We start from the raw sequence: 16,203 nt of genomic DNA, 5'->3' as shown, positions 1-16,203 counted from the left end.
GCTTTTGGAGTCGTGAACAAAATGGTTAAAAAATAACTAAAGCATTTGCTTTTCACCGTTATTTGTAGCTATTTCACAGCAAGGGCGTTGTCAGTTCATAACTGACTAGATACACTAGATGTAACTTTTGACCATTATGATGGTCAACTAACACAAGTGTAATAAGTATAACAAATTATATAGAAATCTATTTTAGGAGTTTAACGTGGGATCAGGGCTTAATTTTTTAGATCTTATTCTAGAAGCCAGTGTACTTGTCCAATTAGTTATGTTGGCATTAGTCGGTATGTCGGTCATGTCATGGGCAATTATTTTTCAACGTAAAAAAGCGATTTCTGATGCACAAAATGGCGCTAAGCGTTTTGAGCAAAAATTTTGGTCTGGCGTTGACTTAAGTAAACTATATAACGAAGTTTCAGCAAGACCTGGCGGCACAACTGGTGTTGAATCATTATTTGTTGCTGGCTTCAAAGAATTTGCACGCCATAAAAAAACAACATTCCAAAGTGCTGGCATCGTTATGGAAGGTACGCATCGTTCTATGCGCGTCGCCTTATCTCGTGAAATAGAAAAATTAGAATCAAGCTTATCGTTTTTAGCAACGGTAGGTTCTATTAGTCCATACATAGGTCTGTTTGGTACTGTGTGGGGTATTATGAATGCATTTATTGCATTAGGCGAAGTTAAGCAAGCTACATTACAAATGGTTGCACCTGGTATCGCAGAAGCACTGATTGCAACGGCAATGGGTTTATTTGCGGCAATCCCAGCGGTTATCGCTTACAACCGTTTTGCAAATAAAGTTGAAAAGCTTGAGGGTAATTACATTAACTTCATGGAAGAGTTTGCCAATATTTTACACCGCCAAGCAGCTGCGCAAATAGAGGCTAAAGCGAATGTATCAGCGTAAAAAACGTCGCCCAGTAGGTGAGATAAACGTAGTACCTTACATTGACGTGATGTTAGTACTGCTTATTATATTCATGGCAACTGCGCCGCTTATTACTCATGGCGTAAAAGTTGATTTGCCGAAAATGGAAGAGTCTGATCTTGTTGATACAAAAGATACGCCGCCTATTATTGCGTCAATTGACGCTGAAGGTAAGTATTATGTAAGTATCGGCACAGATCCAGAAGCTCCTATGGAAGCGTTGGACGTTGCAGCGGTAATTAAATTACAACTGCAAAAAAATCCAGATACGCCAGTGATGATCAAAGGTTCGGGCAAAGTTTCTTATCAAGAAGTACTGCTGCTTATGGACTTTTTGAAAAACGCCGGTGTGCCGTCAGTGGGTTTAATGACTGAATCGTTTGAGGGTTAGTATGCGTGCATCAGTAATTAAATCGCTTCTTTTGCACCTTGCTATTATCGTTTTTTTAGTTGCGTCAGCTAATTTCCACATGCCTGCACCTAAGGTGATGGAAGTGACACTGAACACTGCTTTGCCTGAACCAGAAAAAGCAGTATCGGCGGTGACTGTTGATCAACAAAAGGTTGAACAAAAGATTGCCGAGCTTAAAAAGCAAGAAGAAGCCAAAAAGCAAGCGGAAGCAAAACGACTTCGCGACCTTGAGCGTCGTGCTAATGATGCTCGAAAACAACGAGAGGCTGAAGACCGTCGTCTTAAAAAGCTAGAACAGCAACGCCGTGCTAAAGAAAAAGAAAAAGCAGAGGCAGAAGCACAAGCTAAAAAAGCGCGCGAAATTCAAGAAAAAGAGCGAGCGAAAGCTAAGCAAGCTGAAAAGCAAAAGCAAGAAGCGGAAGCCGCAGCAAAAGCAGCTGCAGATAAGCGTAAAGCTGAAGAAGAAGCGCTGAAAAAAGCGGAAGAAGAGCGTAAGCGTAAAGCGGCAGAAGCAGAAGCTGAGCGCAAACGTAAAGAAGCTGAAGCCGAGCGTAAACGTCAGCAAGCGCTGCAAGAGCAAATGCTTCAAGAGCAGTTAGCAGCAGAGCAAGCTGCACGAAATAAAATTCGTCAGCAACAAGTTGTTAGTGAAGTTGATAAATACAAAGCGTTAATTATGGCGCGTATTCAGCAAACTTTACTTATCGATGAAAAGATGAAGAATAAGCAATGTCGCGTTAATATTCGACTTGGCTTTAATGGGCTTGTAACACAAGTTACGTCTCTTGGTGGCGATAAATTGGTATGTGAGGCCGCGTTACGTGCTGTACGTATGGCTGATACATTACCAGTTTCACCAGATAAAGATGTGTTTGAGCAACTGAAAAATATTAACTTAACAATTAAGCCTGAATTCTAAAGGAATGATATGTTTAACCAGATAAAAACTGTATGTTTTATTGTATTACTGGGCTTTCATGGCATTGCCAGTGCTGCACTTGAAATAGTGATTACTGAAGGTATTGACGGCGCGCGTCCAATTGCAGTCGTACCATTCAAATATCAAGGTGTAGGTCCTATCCCTGAAAAATTAAGCGCTGTTATTTCTGCGGATTTAATGCGCAGCGGTAAATTTAAACCTATTGATGTATCAACCATGCCACAGTTACCAGGTAAAGATGCCGATGTAGATTATGGCGCATGGGTAAATAAAGGCGTTGAAGCCGTACTGGTTGGTCAAGTAGAGCAGCAACCGGGTGGACGTTACTTAGTAAAGTATGAATTAATTGATGTAATTCGCGGCCAAATTACTGGCGGCCAAACAAAAATGATGGCTAACGGCAAGTTAATGCAAAGCCAAGATCATGTTTTAGATGCCCGTGAGAGTGTTATTTCTGAAAGTGGTTTTCGCCGTTATGCACATCGTATCAGTGATGTCGTTTATGAAGCACTTACAGGCGAAAAAGGGGCGTTTTTAACTAAAATTGCCTATGTTATCGTTCGTGAAGATGATGCAAAACCATATCAGTTAGTTGTTGCAGATTACGACGGTTTTAATGAACAAGTATTACTGCGTTCAAAAGAACCATTAATGTCGCCAGCATGGTCGCCAGATGGAACTAAGCTTGCTTATGTAACTTTTGAAAACCGCCAAAGCCAAATTTATATTCAAGACTTATACTCAGGTAAGCGAGAGTTAATTACAAGCCACCAAGGTATTAACGGTGCACCTCAGTTTTCGCCTGATGGTAAACAGCTATTATTAGTGCTTTCTAAAGACCGCACAGGTGCCACAGAAGTCTATTTACTTGACTTAGCAACTCGCCAAGAAAGACGTTTAACAAACCATCGTAGTATAGATACTGAGCCATCTTGGTTCCCAAATGGACAAGATATTGTCTTTACGTCTGAAAGGGGTGGTAATGCTCAGATTTATAAGTTAAATTTAAAAACAGGCAGGGCTAAACGAATGACGTTTGATGGTGATATGAATTTAGCAGGTTCGATTTCACCTGACGGAAAAGAACTGGTGATGGTAAATCGTACTAATGGACAATACCATCTTGCTAAGAAAGAGCTAGCGACAGGTGCGTTCCAGGTACTAACAAGAACACGTCTGGATGAATCACCGAGTATCGCACCAAACGGCTCGATGATTATCTATAGTACGCTACATAACAATAAGCAGGTTCTGGCTTTAGTCTCTATGGATGGTCGCTTTAAGGCACGTTTACCTGTGCTTGACGGACAAGTGAAGGCACCAGCTTGGTCGCCTTACTTACAGTAATTTTACTGGTTTACTCAATATAGGAATCAATTCAATGCAACTTAATAAAACACTAAAAGGCCTGCTAATTGCTGTGCCAGTGATGACATTAGCAGCGTGTAGCTCTTCTTCTGATCTTGACGAAGGTGCTGCAAACCAATCTAACCAAGGTGCGGTTGAGCAAACAACCAACAATGATACAGTTGAAGTTGCAACGCTTACTCCTGAGCAACAAGCTGAAGAAGCACTTCGTGAGAAGTATGAAGCTTTACGTCAAGAGCAAATCATTTACTTTGGTTTTGATAACGCAAAAATCCAAAGCAAATACGCTGAGCTTTTACAAGCACACGCTGAATTCTTAGTACAAAATCCTTCTGTTAAAGTATTAATCGAAGGTCACGCGGATGAGCGTGGTACACCAGAATACAATATTGCTCTAGGTGAGCACCGTGGCCAAGCAGTTGAAAAATACCTACAAAGCCTAGGTGTATCTGCTAGCCAAATGTCAGTAGTGAGCTACGGTGAAGAGAAGCCTATGGTTAAATCTCGCACTGAAGAAGCGTTCGCTAAGAACCGTCGTGCAGTGTTAGTTTACTAAGAAAGAGACATTATGAAGCCGAAAATTATTTTGGCAGCAATGATCTTAAGCGGGAGCACTCAGTTATGGGCTGCTCCCGCTCCTGTTTCAGAAGCTGCAAGCTCGCAATCGAGTATCGAGAAACGTTTATCTGCATTAGAGAATATGATGAAGTCTCGCAATTTATTACAAGCTGAACTTCAACAACAGCTTAATATTTTGCAAGACGAAGTAAGTCAGGTACGTGGTATTACAGAAGAGCAAAGCTATAAGCTCGAGAAAGTTTTACAGCGTCAGCGTGAGTTGTATCAAGAAATTGAAAACCGTGTCAGTCAGGCTTACTCTCAACCGGCCGTGACTCAAGCTCCATCTACTGATGTTAATGCTTCTCAAGCAATCAGTTCAGATTTATCTGAAAACGAAGCTTATGAGCGTGCTGTAGCGCTAATAATGAAAGATAAGCGTTATGAACAAGCGATCCCTGAATTTCAAAACTTCTTAACGACGTACCCTAATTCAGTCTACGCTTCAAACGCACACTACTGGTTAGGTCAGCTTTTAACTATTCAAAATAATCCGACAGGTGCAACTGAGCACTTTAAAGTGGTTGTAAATGAATACCCAAATTCTAACAAGCGTCCTGATGCCATGTTAAAATTAGGAAATCTGTTAGCGGATCAAGGTTTAGCTGAACAAGCACTAAAAACCTTTAATGATTTAATTAACCAGTACCCAAGTACGACTGCTGCAAAATTAGCCACAGAACGTTTGTCGCAAATGTAGATTTGACCTGATTAGACTGCTTTTTGATATAAGCGGTCTAAAATTAGGCAACTAGACATAAAAACTTAAAAAAAGAGATATTTTCTGTTGCACTCAGCATTTAAATAAGTATTATAAGCGCCCGCAGCAGGCGATTGGTAACAACAGCCAAAGTGCGGCAAAAAGAGCGGGTCATTAGCTCAGTTGGTAGAGCAGTGGACTTTTAATCCATTGGTCGATGGTTCAAGTCCATCATGACCCACCATTCTTTTTTGAATGGTAATCTTTAATCGGCGGATTTACGTATTGCTTTTATAAAGCAGCAGAGCGGGTCATTAGCTCAGTTGGTAGAGCAGTGGACTTTTAATCCATTGGTCGATGGTTCAAGTCCATCATGACCCACCATTCTTTTTTGAATGGTAATCTTTAATCGGCGGATTTACGTATTGCTTTTATAAAGCAGCAGAGCGGGTCATTAGCTCAGTTGGTAGAGCAGTGGACTTTTAATCCATTGGTCGATGGTTCAAGTCCATCATGACCCACCATTCTTTTTGAATGGCTATATCGGCGGATTTACGCAGCTTAACAAGCATCAGAGCGGGTCATTAGCTCAGTTGGTAGAGCAGTGGACTTTTAATCCATTGGTCGATGGTTCAAGTCCATCATGACCCACCATTCTTTTTGAATGGCTATATCGGCGGATTTACGCAGCTTAACAAGCATCAGAGCGGGTCATTAGCTCAGTTGGTAGAGCAGTGGACTTTTAATCCATTGGTCGATGGTTCAAGTCCATCATGACCCACCATTCTTTTGAATGGCTATATCGGCGGATTTACGCATCTTAATATCCAGAGCGGGTCATTAGCTCAGTTGGTAGAGCAGTGGACTTTTAATCCATTGGTCGATGGTTCAAGTCCATCATGACCCACCATTCTTTGAATGGTTATATCGGCGGATTTACGCATCTTAATATCCAGAGCGGGTCATTAGCTCAGTTGGTAGAGCAGTGGACTTTTAATCCATTGGTCGATGGTTCAAGTCCATCATGACCCACCATTCTTTATTTATCTTTTCTATCTAAGTTATCCTTTATTTATCTTAACAGCTTACAGCAATACTGTTCTTTAGCGTAAGATTCTCGTATAATTCGCGCCATGAATGCACTGTGGACTAAGTGGTCGAGAAATGAGTCTAGCTGAACAAATTATGCCTGAAGATTATATCTTCCCTCCAAAGCCTGCGCCGTTATCAAAAGACGAGCAAGCTGAGTATAAGGCACGTATCAAACAATTATTAAAAGATAAGAACGCCGTTCTTGTTGCCCATTATTACACTGATCCTGAAATTCAAGCGCTTGCTGAAGAAACCGGTGGTTGTGTTGCTGATTCACTAGAGATGGCACGTTTTGGTGCAAAGCATGATGCTGATGTAATCGTGGTGGCAGGTGTTCGTTTCATGGGTGAAACAGCTAAAATCCTAACGCCTAATAAAACAGTTGTAATGCCTACATTGGCAGCAACCTGTTCGTTAGACGTAGGCTGCCCAATTGAAGAGTTCTCAGCGTTTTGTGATCAGCATCCCGATCGCAAAGTTGTTGTATACGCGAATACCTCAACAGCTGTTAAAGCGCGTGCAGATTGGATTGTTACCTCATCATGTGCTCTTGAAATTGTTGAGCATTTAGATGAGCAAGGCGAAAAGATCATTTGGGGCCCTGATAAACACCTAGGTTCTTACATTCAAAAGAACACAGGTGCCGATATGATTATGTGGAATGGCGCTTGTATCGTTCATGATGAGTTTAAAACCAAAGCGCTTAAGGATATGAAAGCCTTACACCCAGATGCGGCTGTATTGGTTCACCCAGAGTCTCCTGCGGAGATTGTAGCTTTAGCTGATGCAGTTGGTTCAACAAGTCAGCTTATTAAAGCTGCGCAAACTATGGACAATAAAAAGTTCATCGTAGCGACTGACCGTGGCATCTTCTATAAAATGCAGCAGTTATGCCCAGAGAAAGAATTCTTTGAAGCACCTACAGCAGGTGAAGGCGCAACATGTAAAAGCTGTGCACATTGCCCGTGGATGGCAATGAATGGTTTAAAAGCAATTGAAGAAGCACTAACAGACCCAGAGGGTAAAGAAGTATTTGTTGATATGGATTTACGCGAAGGCGCATTAAAGTCGCTTAACCGTATGTTGGACTTCTCTGCATCATTACAACGTTAATAACACGTGTAGTGAATATGAAAGGCAAGGTATTTACCTTGCCTTTTTTGTTTAATTACTAATCGCTTAACCACAGTATTTTAAAAACCCCTTGCGTATGTAGGGTTGTTTTCATACTATAACGCCGCGCTAAACTCAAAGCGCCTTAGGTGACGTGTCCGAGTGGCTGAAGGAGCACGCCTGGAAAGTGTGTATACGGCAACGTATCGAGAGTTCGAATCTCTCCGTCACCGCCATCTTCTCTTCCGATATAATCTTAAAACATCCTATAATCCAGTAAAAACAATGACTAAGTGTTGTTTTGTAGTCCAACAACATCCAAATAGGTTTTGTACCATCCACAGTTTTAAGTACTAATTGATGTACCACTATGTTCAATTAATGTACCATTGAATTAACAGTGGTACATCGGCTTATGCCGAATTAAAAATTTCCAGTGGTACATTATGGCTAAAAAAGTAATCCCGTTAACTAATACGCAAGTCAAGCAGGCTAAGGCTCAGGAGAAAGAATATATACTTTCAGATGGTGATGGACTGCAACTGAAAATCAAGCCTTCAGGTTCTAAAACATGGGTGTCTAAATATTCAAAACCTTTCACAAAGAAACGTTCTAATATTGGGTTTGGTGTATATCCAGAAGTATCATTGGCTCAAGCAAGGGACAAAAGAAAACAGGCGAGAGAGTTACTTGCACAGGATGTTGACCCTAAAGCATATAAAGATGAACAACAATTAATACAGCAAGAAATTCATAGCAATACATTGCAAGTTGTTTCTCGAAACTGGTTTGGCATAAAAGAATCATCAATATCTCTAAATTATGCCAAAGATATTTGGCGCTCAATGGAATTACATATATTTCCATCATTAGGAAACAGTGCTTAGTAGGCCAGAAACCTTGAACAAATATCCTTGGCTCGCATTATGATAGATTTTCTGTTTATACTCTGTGATTTGTTCAATATACTATTAGGCAATTATAAAGACCTGCGCCAGCTTTAACGGCTGCCAAAAAAGCCAACATGTGCCACACAAACTAAATATATGTAAAACAAAACCTTACAATATCGCGATAGAACGCACCGTGCGCACCATAAATGAAGGAGTATTCATGCGCTTTTCTCTTAAAGAATTAATAAATACATTGTTTTCTCGCCAATCAAATCATGCGCCAACATCAATAAAAATAGCTAATAATGATGCTGCTATTGTGCAAAAACTTCCTGTCAGCACATCACCACTTACAGATACCCAAATTTTGTCAATTCTAGACTACTGGTTGGACTTTGAATTATTTGATATTCCTGAGTGCCCTTATGATTTTAAAAAAGGTATTGTCAGTGAAGCCGCTGAAAATTTTGACAACCAATGGTTAAATTCTGAACAATCATTACCGATCATAAAAAATGACAGTAAGTTATTTATAATGTTTCAGTGTCACCGTGCGGGATACTTATTCGTTAATAATGAAGAGAGTAATAGTAAACCATTACACCCGAATACCGTTACGCCCAGAACCTACCTTTTAGGTGTGGCCCTTATTCCAACTTTAAATACAGATGCTAAAACTGGTAATAAATACATTACTTGGCAATTATCCGAAGAAGATCAGGATTTAGTAATAAATCTTGCCACCATTCGGACAATTTATCGAAAATGTCGCTCTTCGATACCTAAGAATATGTCTTTGACAGAGTGGGTTGAATCCAGCTTCAAATCGATAGAACACCTGATAAATAAGCATCTTTCGGGTAAAGAAGATCCAATTACAGGTGTTCAAGAGGCTTTTACAACCGAGCAGTTAAAAAAAGAGATAATTGAAATAAATCGAAGTATTGCGAGAGAGTTTTGGCCCACTCATGCTTCAAGAGAATTTATGGAAAATTATGCAAAGGCGGTTGAAGTAACGAAACAGGATAAATCAGATGAAGCAATTAATCCGAGTAAGATCAGGAGTGACTTTGAAGATACAACGACATTTCGCTGGCGCTTTTGCTATTACCCAGATGGCAATGAACAGAACCAGCTAGGCCCTTTTTTCGCCAATGATTTGAACAATATCGCTGAAGTAATTAGCAAAGATTCTGCTAAAAATAATCTATCTCCAGCTTTATACCAATACTTTCAGGGGAATGAAAAACAATCACTACTTGGGCTCCGTTAGAGAAAACAGCAATATTTATCACAGTATGACAAGAGGCTTTTTTAAAGGACGCTGGCCTGAAAATGTAAAGTATGGTCTAAGTCTATTGCAATCTTGCGCTGTAAACCTAGCGGCTAAGAGAAAAGACAATCCTATTGTGGCTGTAAATGGCCCCCCAGGAACGGGTAAAACAACACTATTGAAGGATGTAATAGCTGAGCGTTTCGTTAATCGTACCATTCAACTGCTCCAGCATGAATCATCTGATGATGGTTGGCTCAGTTCAAAAGAATCTATTAAGGCTGTACTTGATGCCTCTATTGTCGTCGCATCAAGTAACAACAAGGCTGTTGAAAACATTTCGAAAGAGCTACCAGCATTAGCAAAGATACATGAATCCTTTCACGATGACATTGGCTACTTTCGCCAACAGGCACATAGTGATGAATGGGGGTTATTCTGCGCTGTATTAGGTAACAGTAGTAACCGTAAAGCGTTTTGTGACCATAGGCTAACTAAATTACTCAGCTATCTAAAAGGTTTAAGTAATTACCTTGGTTTGTCGCCTCTTGTTTATCAATTAAAGGGGAAAAAACAGACAGAAGCCCAACCCTTACTTATTAGTTACTTCGATGGGCTTCTTACTACCAATAAAATACCTAGCTTTATCGAAGCAATAGAATCTTCAGCAAATTTTTTAAAGCCACACATGGGCTTTCTGGCACCATTTAGTGAAAATCTACAAAAAGTTGCTTCGAGCGAAATGTTAATAAACGAGTTTGTAGAAAAATGGTGTCAACTGGACGAAGAACGTTGGCAAAAGTCGCTCGACTCTCTATTAAAGCTTTCGCAAGTTTGGTGGAAGTCAAATATATGGAAAAATGAATTAAAATCAGAGTACCAAAATACAAAGGAAAAGTTTAATAAACTAATTGAACGTCACGAAAAAGCTCTGGCTGACATAAATTCTCGGCGCTTTGATAACTGGGGAATAAACCCTACTGACCACTTAATATCCAAGCAGGGGTATATGTTGCTAAGCGGAGAAGACCCGTTAGACGGTGAGGCTCGAATTCAAAAACTGTCACCATTAGGAAGCCCTAATCTAAATCAACTTAGAAGTGAGATTTTTATCGCTTCACTGCACCTAAATGAAGCCATGATCAAGTTTAATGCAACTGAGCTTCAGGAAGATTTAAAACTTTTACCCCAGCTAATCAACGGCAACTATGAAAGCCTTGAAAATAAACCTAACCATGAAAAACTCTGGGGGCTACTATTCCTTCTCTTCCCTGTTATTTCAACATCGTTATCATCTGTAGAAAGTCAATTCCGCCTAATGCAAAAAAAAGCCACCATTGGATTAGCTATGTTTGACGAAGCAGGACAATCTGTGAACTATCATGTTGTTGGATTACTTCAACGAAGTCAGCAGGCTATGATTGTAGGTGACCCAATACAATTGGAACCCGTTGTACCTATACAAGGTGAAATAGATAGAGGAATAGCATCAGATTTTATCGCGATTTCAACTGAAGATAATGAAGTAGCTTGGGGAGACCGCTTTCTTGTTAGTAAATCTTCAGCACAACTTATAGCAGATAAAGCTGGGCCAATTAAGGCGTTAATTGGACGGCGAGAAGTTGGCTTGCCACTTTTAGTACATCGTCGTTGTACAGACCCTATGTTTTCAATCGCGAATAATATCGCCTACGACAATAAAATGGTTCTTGCAACTGAGCCATATAAATGGAAATCAATTTCTTCTGGATGGCTTAACGTGGTTGAAAGTAAGGCTTCGATTATACGTCAGCGATATCACAACAATACTGAGGCCACTTCTGCGTTTGAGCTGGTTCGTTACCTCGTGGAGCAACACCAGGAAATGACACAGGGCGGTATTTATCTAATTACACCGTTTACCCATATGAAAAATGAGCTATTAAGTAGCTGGAAGGCCCTATACAAGCAACAATCAAATAGACAATGGATGGAACAAGCAGCTCAACTAGATGGCAAAAACGATGCAGAAATTGATGACTTTGCTAAAGATAATATTGGCACAGTTCATACATTTCAGGGTAAAGAGGCATCTGTTGTTATTTTTTGCTTGGCAGCTTCAAGGGTAAGAGGAACAACTGGTGGTATAAAATGGGTAAATAGTAAGCCCAATCTCATCAACGTAGCGGTCACGCGTGCTAAACACCACTTTTTTGTTGTAGGTAACTATGAGGATTGGTGCCATGAAGCTTGTTCTAGCAGTTTCATTCGCGATGGTATGAGCCTTTACAATAACATTAATGAAGTTAAGGCGAGCATGCCATTACCATTAGATGAACACTTAAAGAACGGCGCTATTGTTCCACCCCAGCAAATTGCAACAAGTAGGTCTGACTTCAGTGATGTTTGGTAATCAGTTTATGATTTATTTATTAATTAATTGCATTTGGCTAGTTGAGTTTTTGGTGTTCTCACATCGCGTTGAAGTATGGAACTTACATGTAGCTATCTTAACTGAAGGTCAACATCACGTTCTTTGAAAGAATTACATTTGGGTGTAAAGAAAGCTACTAGTAAAGAACCACCTTCTGAAGAAGGTGGCTTTGAATTAGCCCCCTAAAAGGGGGCGTTGTTTACTCCAACGCTAACTGAGCCTGTTCCTGCTGTTCTATTTTCTCTTGATGGCGAACATAACGTCTTATTATTTCTACATTTACCCCTACCGTATCCACAAAGTAACCCCTCTGCCAAAAGTGGTTTCTCCATAGTTTTTTTATAATTGCAGTGAAGAGGTGTACCAAGAGGTAAATAGATAACGTGACAAAAAAATTATGTACCAGTGTTTGTGCTACTTCATAATTTGTTTTGTTGTTATATGTATGTTTATCAAAAGGTTGAGTCTTTTTGTCGGCTGCCTCCACCGCCATTTCTTAAATTTACCCCACCATAGCAAAGTGCTTTTCGAGATTACATTTAGCACGCATGGCAATATTGCTACTGACTTTTCTAGCAAGTTCTATCACTAATAATTCAAGTTGTTCACGGCTATAACCAAGTAATACACAGCGCTTAAGTTGCTCGTTTACTAAACTGCTGGCATCCTCTAGCGCAAATAGTGCGCCTAAAGAAGCAAGCTCAAATACGGTGTTGTTTTGTTGCTCGATGCCAAAAGGTAGCTGACCAAATGTGAGTGCGGTTTTTAGTTGCTGCTCTGTGCGCTTGATAAGTAACGTATTTGAACCTTGAATATCATCAAGCGACTTTAAAATCTCTAGCGCCATCAGTGATTTTGGCACCCCAGAATACACACTAATATGCGGTAAAATGTCACATAACGCTTGCATTGATACACCATCATTCAATGCGTGCTGACATGCTCGTTTTAACAAAGGCTTGTCATGAACGGTGACCAAAGCAGAGATCGCGACAAACACAAATAAATCCGTGTTGTTTAGGCTCATAATTTCTCTTTTTATTTTAGATATTGAATGTATTGAGGTTTTGTAGCAGTGGTTGATTGCAAAGACTAAGCAATCGAAAATGTGAAAATATATTATGGTCGATAACAGATGTTTATGCTTGCTATAAATGATTTAATTTTTGCCTAAAATAACGAACCATCATCATAAATACTCCTAAGCTTAAATTACGGTGATACACTTAAATGAGTAATTAAAAGAGGTAAGCTAGATGCGTCAGGCATTAATTGAAGCAGTAAAAGCGATTGCAATTGAAGATGGTAATTTTGAAACAACGATTCCTGAGTTACTCGTTTACAGACGTAGTGAAGTGTCGTTACCCATGGCCTGCGTATATCAATTAGGTTTGGGCATTAGTTTACAAGGCTCAAAACGTGTTGTGCTTAGCGAGCACAATTATGATTATACGGATGGCCAATCATTGGTGACATCGGTTGATGTGCCTGTTACATCACACATTACGCGTGCCAGTAAAGAGCAGCCATTTTATGGCTTGTACCTACGCTTAGATGCCCATGAAATAAGTCACATTGTTGCTGAAATGGAATTCGCAGGGCAAGACAAGTTCCCTAAACACCAAGCCATGTCGGTGGTTGATACTGATAACGGTTTGCTTGATGCTTTGCTGAGACTTATCAAACTCGACAATGAGCCATTGCTAAAAGCTAATTTAGCGCCACTGATTAAAAAAGAGATCATATTGCGGTTATTAAATAGCCCGCATAGCCCTTATTTAAGGCAAATTGTGATGTCTGGTTCAGCTCATCAAAAAATTGCCAAGACCCTATGTTGGTTGAAAGAAAACTTCAGTAGTCAATTTTCGATTGACGAGTTAGCACGAAATGCACACATGAGTCCTTCAACATTTAGGCTGCACTTTCGAGATGTTGTTAAAATGAGCCCGTTACAGTATGTAAAAAACTTACGACTGCAGGCAGCAAGGCAAATTATGCTCAATGAACGCATTGATGTAGGCTCTGCGGCGCTTAAAGTTGGATACGAAAGCGCATCGCAATTTAGTCGCGAGTACACACGCTTTTTTGGCAAACCACCCATAAAAGATATTTCAGCATTACGTCTACAGCAAACGGCATAAATAAGGGAGCTTAAAGCTCCCATAATTTAAAATCGTCTTTTCGGCATTCTCAGTTGTGAGTCAAACTCATCGGGGAATAAAATTGTGCCGTCATCTTCATCAGTTGGAAACACGGCAATGAGTAAGTCATCTTGTTCAAGGCCTGGTGTCCAGCGGCTTAACCAATCTTTTATTGGTATGGCTTTTGGCGTGCAATCTTGCCATTCGCCCGTAGCCCAGCTTTGTGCAAATTCACGGCTAGGCCATACAGGTACACAGTCGTCGTCTTCATTGGAGAGCATGACGCAGCCATGTTCATCATTGAGGATCCACACTTGTTTGAACTCTTGAACCGTTTCAAACATATAAGCGAGTCGTTTCTTAGCGCCTAAAGCAAGAATAGTATCAAACTCAGTTTCAACACGTTTAGCAGTTGCATTATTCATGACAGGCTCACTCTTTTAGTTATACACAGCTACACCTTAATCATAAGGTGATAAATAAATATGACAAGTAAAGTTATTAGGTAAATTAATTTATTAATGCAACGAATAGATCATCAGCTAGTTGCTGCAGAGCCTTAGAATCTTGATTTGTTAGCGCATAGGTACGAATGCCGTATATGCCCATTACTAAAAAGCGCGCTAGTTGCTGTGGCGTTTTACTCGTTGTAAATTCGTTATTATCCAGCGCCTTTAGCAGTTGCTCGGCGAGAGTATTTTCGTAAGCGTTTAAGTTACCACGCAGTACACTGCAAATTTGTGGATCGTTGCCTTCAACTTCAGAAATACTCTTGGTAAGCAAACACACTTTAGCAACTTCACCTTCAATACATTCATCGACAATCACAGTTAAGTAGTGTTTGAGGGTCGATAAAATAGGTTGTTGGTCATTGAAAAGCGCTGTAAATTGTTGGTTTCTGTCTTTTTGATATTGCTCGGTGGCTGCTAAAAATAGGCCTTTTTTATTGCCATAAGCCGCGTAAATAGAACCCGGATGAAGATGAGTCACTTCCTTTAACTTTTGCATACTTGTCTTGGCATAACCATGTTGCATAAAGGCATGCATGGCTTGGCGTAGTACAAATTCAGTATCAAATTCAGCAGTTCTCATTTGGGTTCCTCGGTGCTTATTGGTGAAGTTTACGTAATCTTGAACGATTATTCAAAATAAACCTTGAAGTATGTTTGCTTCGCCCTTATCTTGAATGTATGTTCAAGATAAGGATAAAACCATGACAACCGATTTATTTTCTCCATTTAAACTAAATGACAGCATTGAGCTGCAAAACCGTGTACTAATGGCACCACTTACACGTTGTATGAGCGACGATAATCTAGTACCTACCCAAGCGATGGTTGATTATTATGCCCGCCGTGCCGATGCGGGCTTAATTATTAGCGAAGCAACCATTATTCGCCCAGATGCGCAAGGTTACCCAAATACACCAGGTCTGTTTACCAGTGAACAGATTCAGGGCTGGAAAAAAGTCACCGATGCGGTGCACGCGAAAGGCGGCAAGATGTTTGCTCAGCTTTGGCATGTAGGCCGTGTTGCTCATCCACACTTTTTTGGTGGGGATGTACTGGCACCATCAGCAATCGGTGTTGAAGGGACTGTTCCTCGTATGCGCGAACTTACTTATGTTACGCCAAAGGCTGCAACCATTGAAGATATCCAAGGTTTAATTACTGATTACGCAAAAGCGGCCGAAAACGCTATTGAAGCAGGTTTTGATGGGGTGGAGATTCATGGTGCAAATGGTTACTTGATTGATCAATTTTTACATTTTGCTGCCAACCAACGTGAAGACCAATACGGTCAAACACCAGAAAACATGTCACGTTTTGCTCTTGAAGTCGTCGATGCTGTCATTGCTGCAATTGGTGCAGATAAAACAGCGTTACGCTTATCACCTGGTGCATACTTTAATATGGATGAAGACAACCGCGATAAAGCTGTGTTCGATTATTTATTAGCGGCTCTTGAAAGTCGCCATCTAGCTTATCTTCATGGCGGTATTTTTGACGACAGCATGCGTTTTGCAAGCTTAGAAGACAAAACGACGTCTGAATACTTACGTAGTGCGTACAAAGGCACCTTAGTGGGAGTGGGTAGTTACACGTTTGAATCAGCAAAAGAGTCAATTGAGAATGATCAATTTGATTTAATTGCGATTGGTCGCCCATTCATTGCGAACCCAGATTACATTAGTAAAGTTAAAAATGGTGAAGCGTTAACACCATACAGCGACGAAATGCTGGCAGAACTAATTTAATTTCATAGGCAGCTTAAATTGTCACCTAAGTATTCGCTTAGGTGACGCTTAT

The 16,203-nt window shown here is 40.3% G+C and carries 16 protein-coding genes and 8 tRNA genes; 20 read left to right on the top strand and 4 right to left on the bottom strand.

What is annotated here, in order from left to right:
* The first annotated feature begins 205 nt into the window (after nt 1-205).
* The 18 genes from tolQ to L0Z67_RS09710 all read left to right on the top strand — a co-directional run bounded on the left by tolQ (nt 206) and on the right by L0Z67_RS09710 (nt 11,732).
* On the top strand, nt 206-910 hold the full coding sequence (tolQ, locus tag L0Z67_RS09795; RefSeq protein WP_062569305.1) for a protein TolQ: 705 nt from the start codon (nt 206-208) through the stop codon (nt 908-910).
* Nucleotides 897-1,322: a protein TolR gene (tolR, locus tag L0Z67_RS09790; RefSeq protein ID WP_062569304.1), complete on the top strand. Its 426-nt coding sequence runs from the start codon at nt 897-899 to the stop codon at nt 1,320-1,322. Before tolQ ends, tolR begins: the two co-directional genes overlap by 14 nt.
* Before the next feature lies 1 nt (nt 1,323).
* Entirely contained in the window at nt 1,324-2,262 is a 939-nt protein-coding gene (gene tolA, locus L0Z67_RS09785; protein WP_062569303.1) for a cell envelope integrity protein TolA, read from the top strand.
* Nucleotides 2,263-2,271: 9 nt separating this feature from the next.
* The gene (gene tolB / locus L0Z67_RS09780; protein ID WP_062569302.1) at nt 2,272-3,630 is read left to right on the top strand and encodes a Tol-Pal system beta propeller repeat protein TolB; all 1,359 of its coding nucleotides are present in this window, start codon (nt 2,272-2,274) and stop codon (nt 3,628-3,630) included.
* A 34-nt stretch (nt 3,631-3,664) separates the two neighbouring features.
* Nucleotides 3,665-4,207 (top strand): peptidoglycan-associated lipoprotein Pal, encoded by a 543-nt coding sequence (gene pal, locus L0Z67_RS09775; protein WP_062569301.1) that lies wholly within the window; start codon nt 3,665-3,667, stop codon nt 4,205-4,207.
* A gap of 12 nt (nt 4,208-4,219) precedes the next feature.
* Complete coding sequence (gene ybgF / locus L0Z67_RS09770) at nt 4,220-4,969, top strand: tol-pal system protein YbgF (protein ID WP_062569300.1); 750 nt, start codon at nt 4,220-4,222, stop codon at nt 4,967-4,969.
* 168 nt (nt 4,970-5,137) lie between these two features.
* Nucleotides 5,138-5,213, top strand: a tRNA-Lys gene (locus L0Z67_RS09765).
* A 64-nt stretch (nt 5,214-5,277) separates the two neighbouring features.
* Nucleotides 5,278-5,353, top strand: a tRNA-Lys gene (locus L0Z67_RS09760).
* 64 nt (nt 5,354-5,417) lie between these two features.
* Nucleotides 5,418-5,493: transfer RNA gene (locus L0Z67_RS09755), tRNA-Lys, on the top strand.
* A 54-nt stretch (nt 5,494-5,547) separates the two neighbouring features.
* Nucleotides 5,548-5,623, top strand: a tRNA-Lys gene (locus tag L0Z67_RS09750).
* Nucleotides 5,624-5,677: 54 nt separating this feature from the next.
* Nucleotides 5,678-5,753: transfer RNA gene (locus L0Z67_RS09745), tRNA-Lys, on the top strand.
* A 50-nt stretch (nt 5,754-5,803) separates the two neighbouring features.
* Nucleotides 5,804-5,879: transfer RNA gene (locus L0Z67_RS09740), tRNA-Lys, on the top strand.
* A gap of 49 nt (nt 5,880-5,928) precedes the next feature.
* Nucleotides 5,929-6,004, top strand: a tRNA-Lys gene (locus L0Z67_RS09735).
* A 129-nt stretch (nt 6,005-6,133) separates the two neighbouring features.
* On the top strand, nt 6,134-7,174 hold the full coding sequence (gene nadA, locus L0Z67_RS09730) for a quinolinate synthase NadA (protein WP_193987430.1): 1,041 nt from the start codon (nt 6,134-6,136) through the stop codon (nt 7,172-7,174).
* A gap of 148 nt (nt 7,175-7,322) precedes the next feature.
* Nucleotides 7,323-7,410 (top strand) — tRNA-Ser (locus L0Z67_RS09725).
* A gap of 210 nt (nt 7,411-7,620) precedes the next feature.
* A complete protein-coding gene (locus tag L0Z67_RS09720) occupies nt 7,621-8,061 on the top strand; it encodes an integrase arm-type DNA-binding domain-containing protein (RefSeq protein WP_405127922.1) in 441 nt (146 codons plus the stop codon).
* Nucleotides 8,062-8,287: 226 nt separating this feature from the next.
* Nucleotides 8,288-9,340, top strand: a complete 1,053-nt coding sequence (locus L0Z67_RS09715) for a hypothetical protein (RefSeq protein ID WP_405127921.1) — start codon at nt 8,288-8,290, stop codon at nt 9,338-9,340.
* Nucleotides 9,309-11,732 carry an AAA domain-containing protein gene (locus tag L0Z67_RS09710; RefSeq protein ID WP_405127920.1) on the top strand — a complete coding sequence of 808 codons (2,424 nt, stop codon included), beginning with the start codon at nt 9,309-9,311 and terminating at the stop codon, nt 11,730-11,732. Before L0Z67_RS09715 ends, L0Z67_RS09710 begins: the two co-directional genes overlap by 32 nt.
* A 220-nt stretch (nt 11,733-11,952) precedes the next feature.
* Here L0Z67_RS09710 and L0Z67_RS09705 read toward each other — a convergent pair whose 3' ends face one another.
* Complete coding sequence (locus L0Z67_RS09705) at nt 11,953-12,246, bottom strand: transposase (RefSeq protein ID WP_405127919.1); 294 nt, start codon at nt 12,244-12,246, stop codon at nt 11,953-11,955.
* A gap of 9 nt (nt 12,247-12,255) precedes the next feature.
* Nucleotides 12,256-12,780 carry a hypothetical protein gene (locus L0Z67_RS09700; RefSeq protein ID WP_405127918.1) on the bottom strand — a complete coding sequence of 175 codons (525 nt, stop codon included), beginning with the start codon at nt 12,778-12,780 and terminating at the stop codon, nt 12,256-12,258.
* Nucleotides 12,781-13,009: 229 nt separating this feature from the next.
* On the opposite strand from L0Z67_RS09700, the gene L0Z67_RS09695 reads away from it, so the two are divergent.
* Nucleotides 13,010-13,894 carry an AraC family transcriptional regulator N-terminal domain-containing protein gene (locus L0Z67_RS09695; RefSeq protein WP_405127917.1) on the top strand — a complete coding sequence of 295 codons (885 nt, stop codon included), beginning with the start codon at nt 13,010-13,012 and terminating at the stop codon, nt 13,892-13,894.
* 26 nt (nt 13,895-13,920) lie between these two features.
* Here the strand turns inward: L0Z67_RS09695 and L0Z67_RS09690 are convergent, their stop codons facing one another.
* Nucleotides 13,921-14,319: a DUF2750 domain-containing protein gene (locus L0Z67_RS09690; protein ID WP_237114174.1), complete on the bottom strand. Its 399-nt coding sequence runs from the start codon at nt 14,317-14,319 to the stop codon at nt 13,921-13,923.
* Between the two features lie 85 nt (nt 14,320-14,404).
* Nucleotides 14,405-14,986 carry a TetR/AcrR family transcriptional regulator gene (locus L0Z67_RS09685; protein WP_405127916.1) on the bottom strand — a complete coding sequence of 194 codons (582 nt, stop codon included), beginning with the start codon at nt 14,984-14,986 and terminating at the stop codon, nt 14,405-14,407.
* A 121-nt stretch (nt 14,987-15,107) separates the two neighbouring features.
* On the opposite strand from L0Z67_RS09685, the gene L0Z67_RS09680 reads away from it, so the two are divergent.
* Entirely contained in the window at nt 15,108-16,151 is a 1,044-nt protein-coding gene (locus L0Z67_RS09680) for an alkene reductase (protein ID WP_405127915.1), read from the top strand.
* Nucleotides 16,152-16,203 lie beyond the last annotated feature (52 nt).

It is taken from the genome of Pseudoalteromonas sp. PB2-1 (assembly GCF_045040605.1).
GTDB classification, from domain to species: Bacteria; Pseudomonadota; Gammaproteobacteria; order Enterobacterales; family Alteromonadaceae; genus Pseudoalteromonas; species Pseudoalteromonas arabiensis.
The sequence above is the reverse complement of the archived record's forward strand: the minus strand, read 5'-3'. Positions and strand labels throughout refer to the sequence as shown.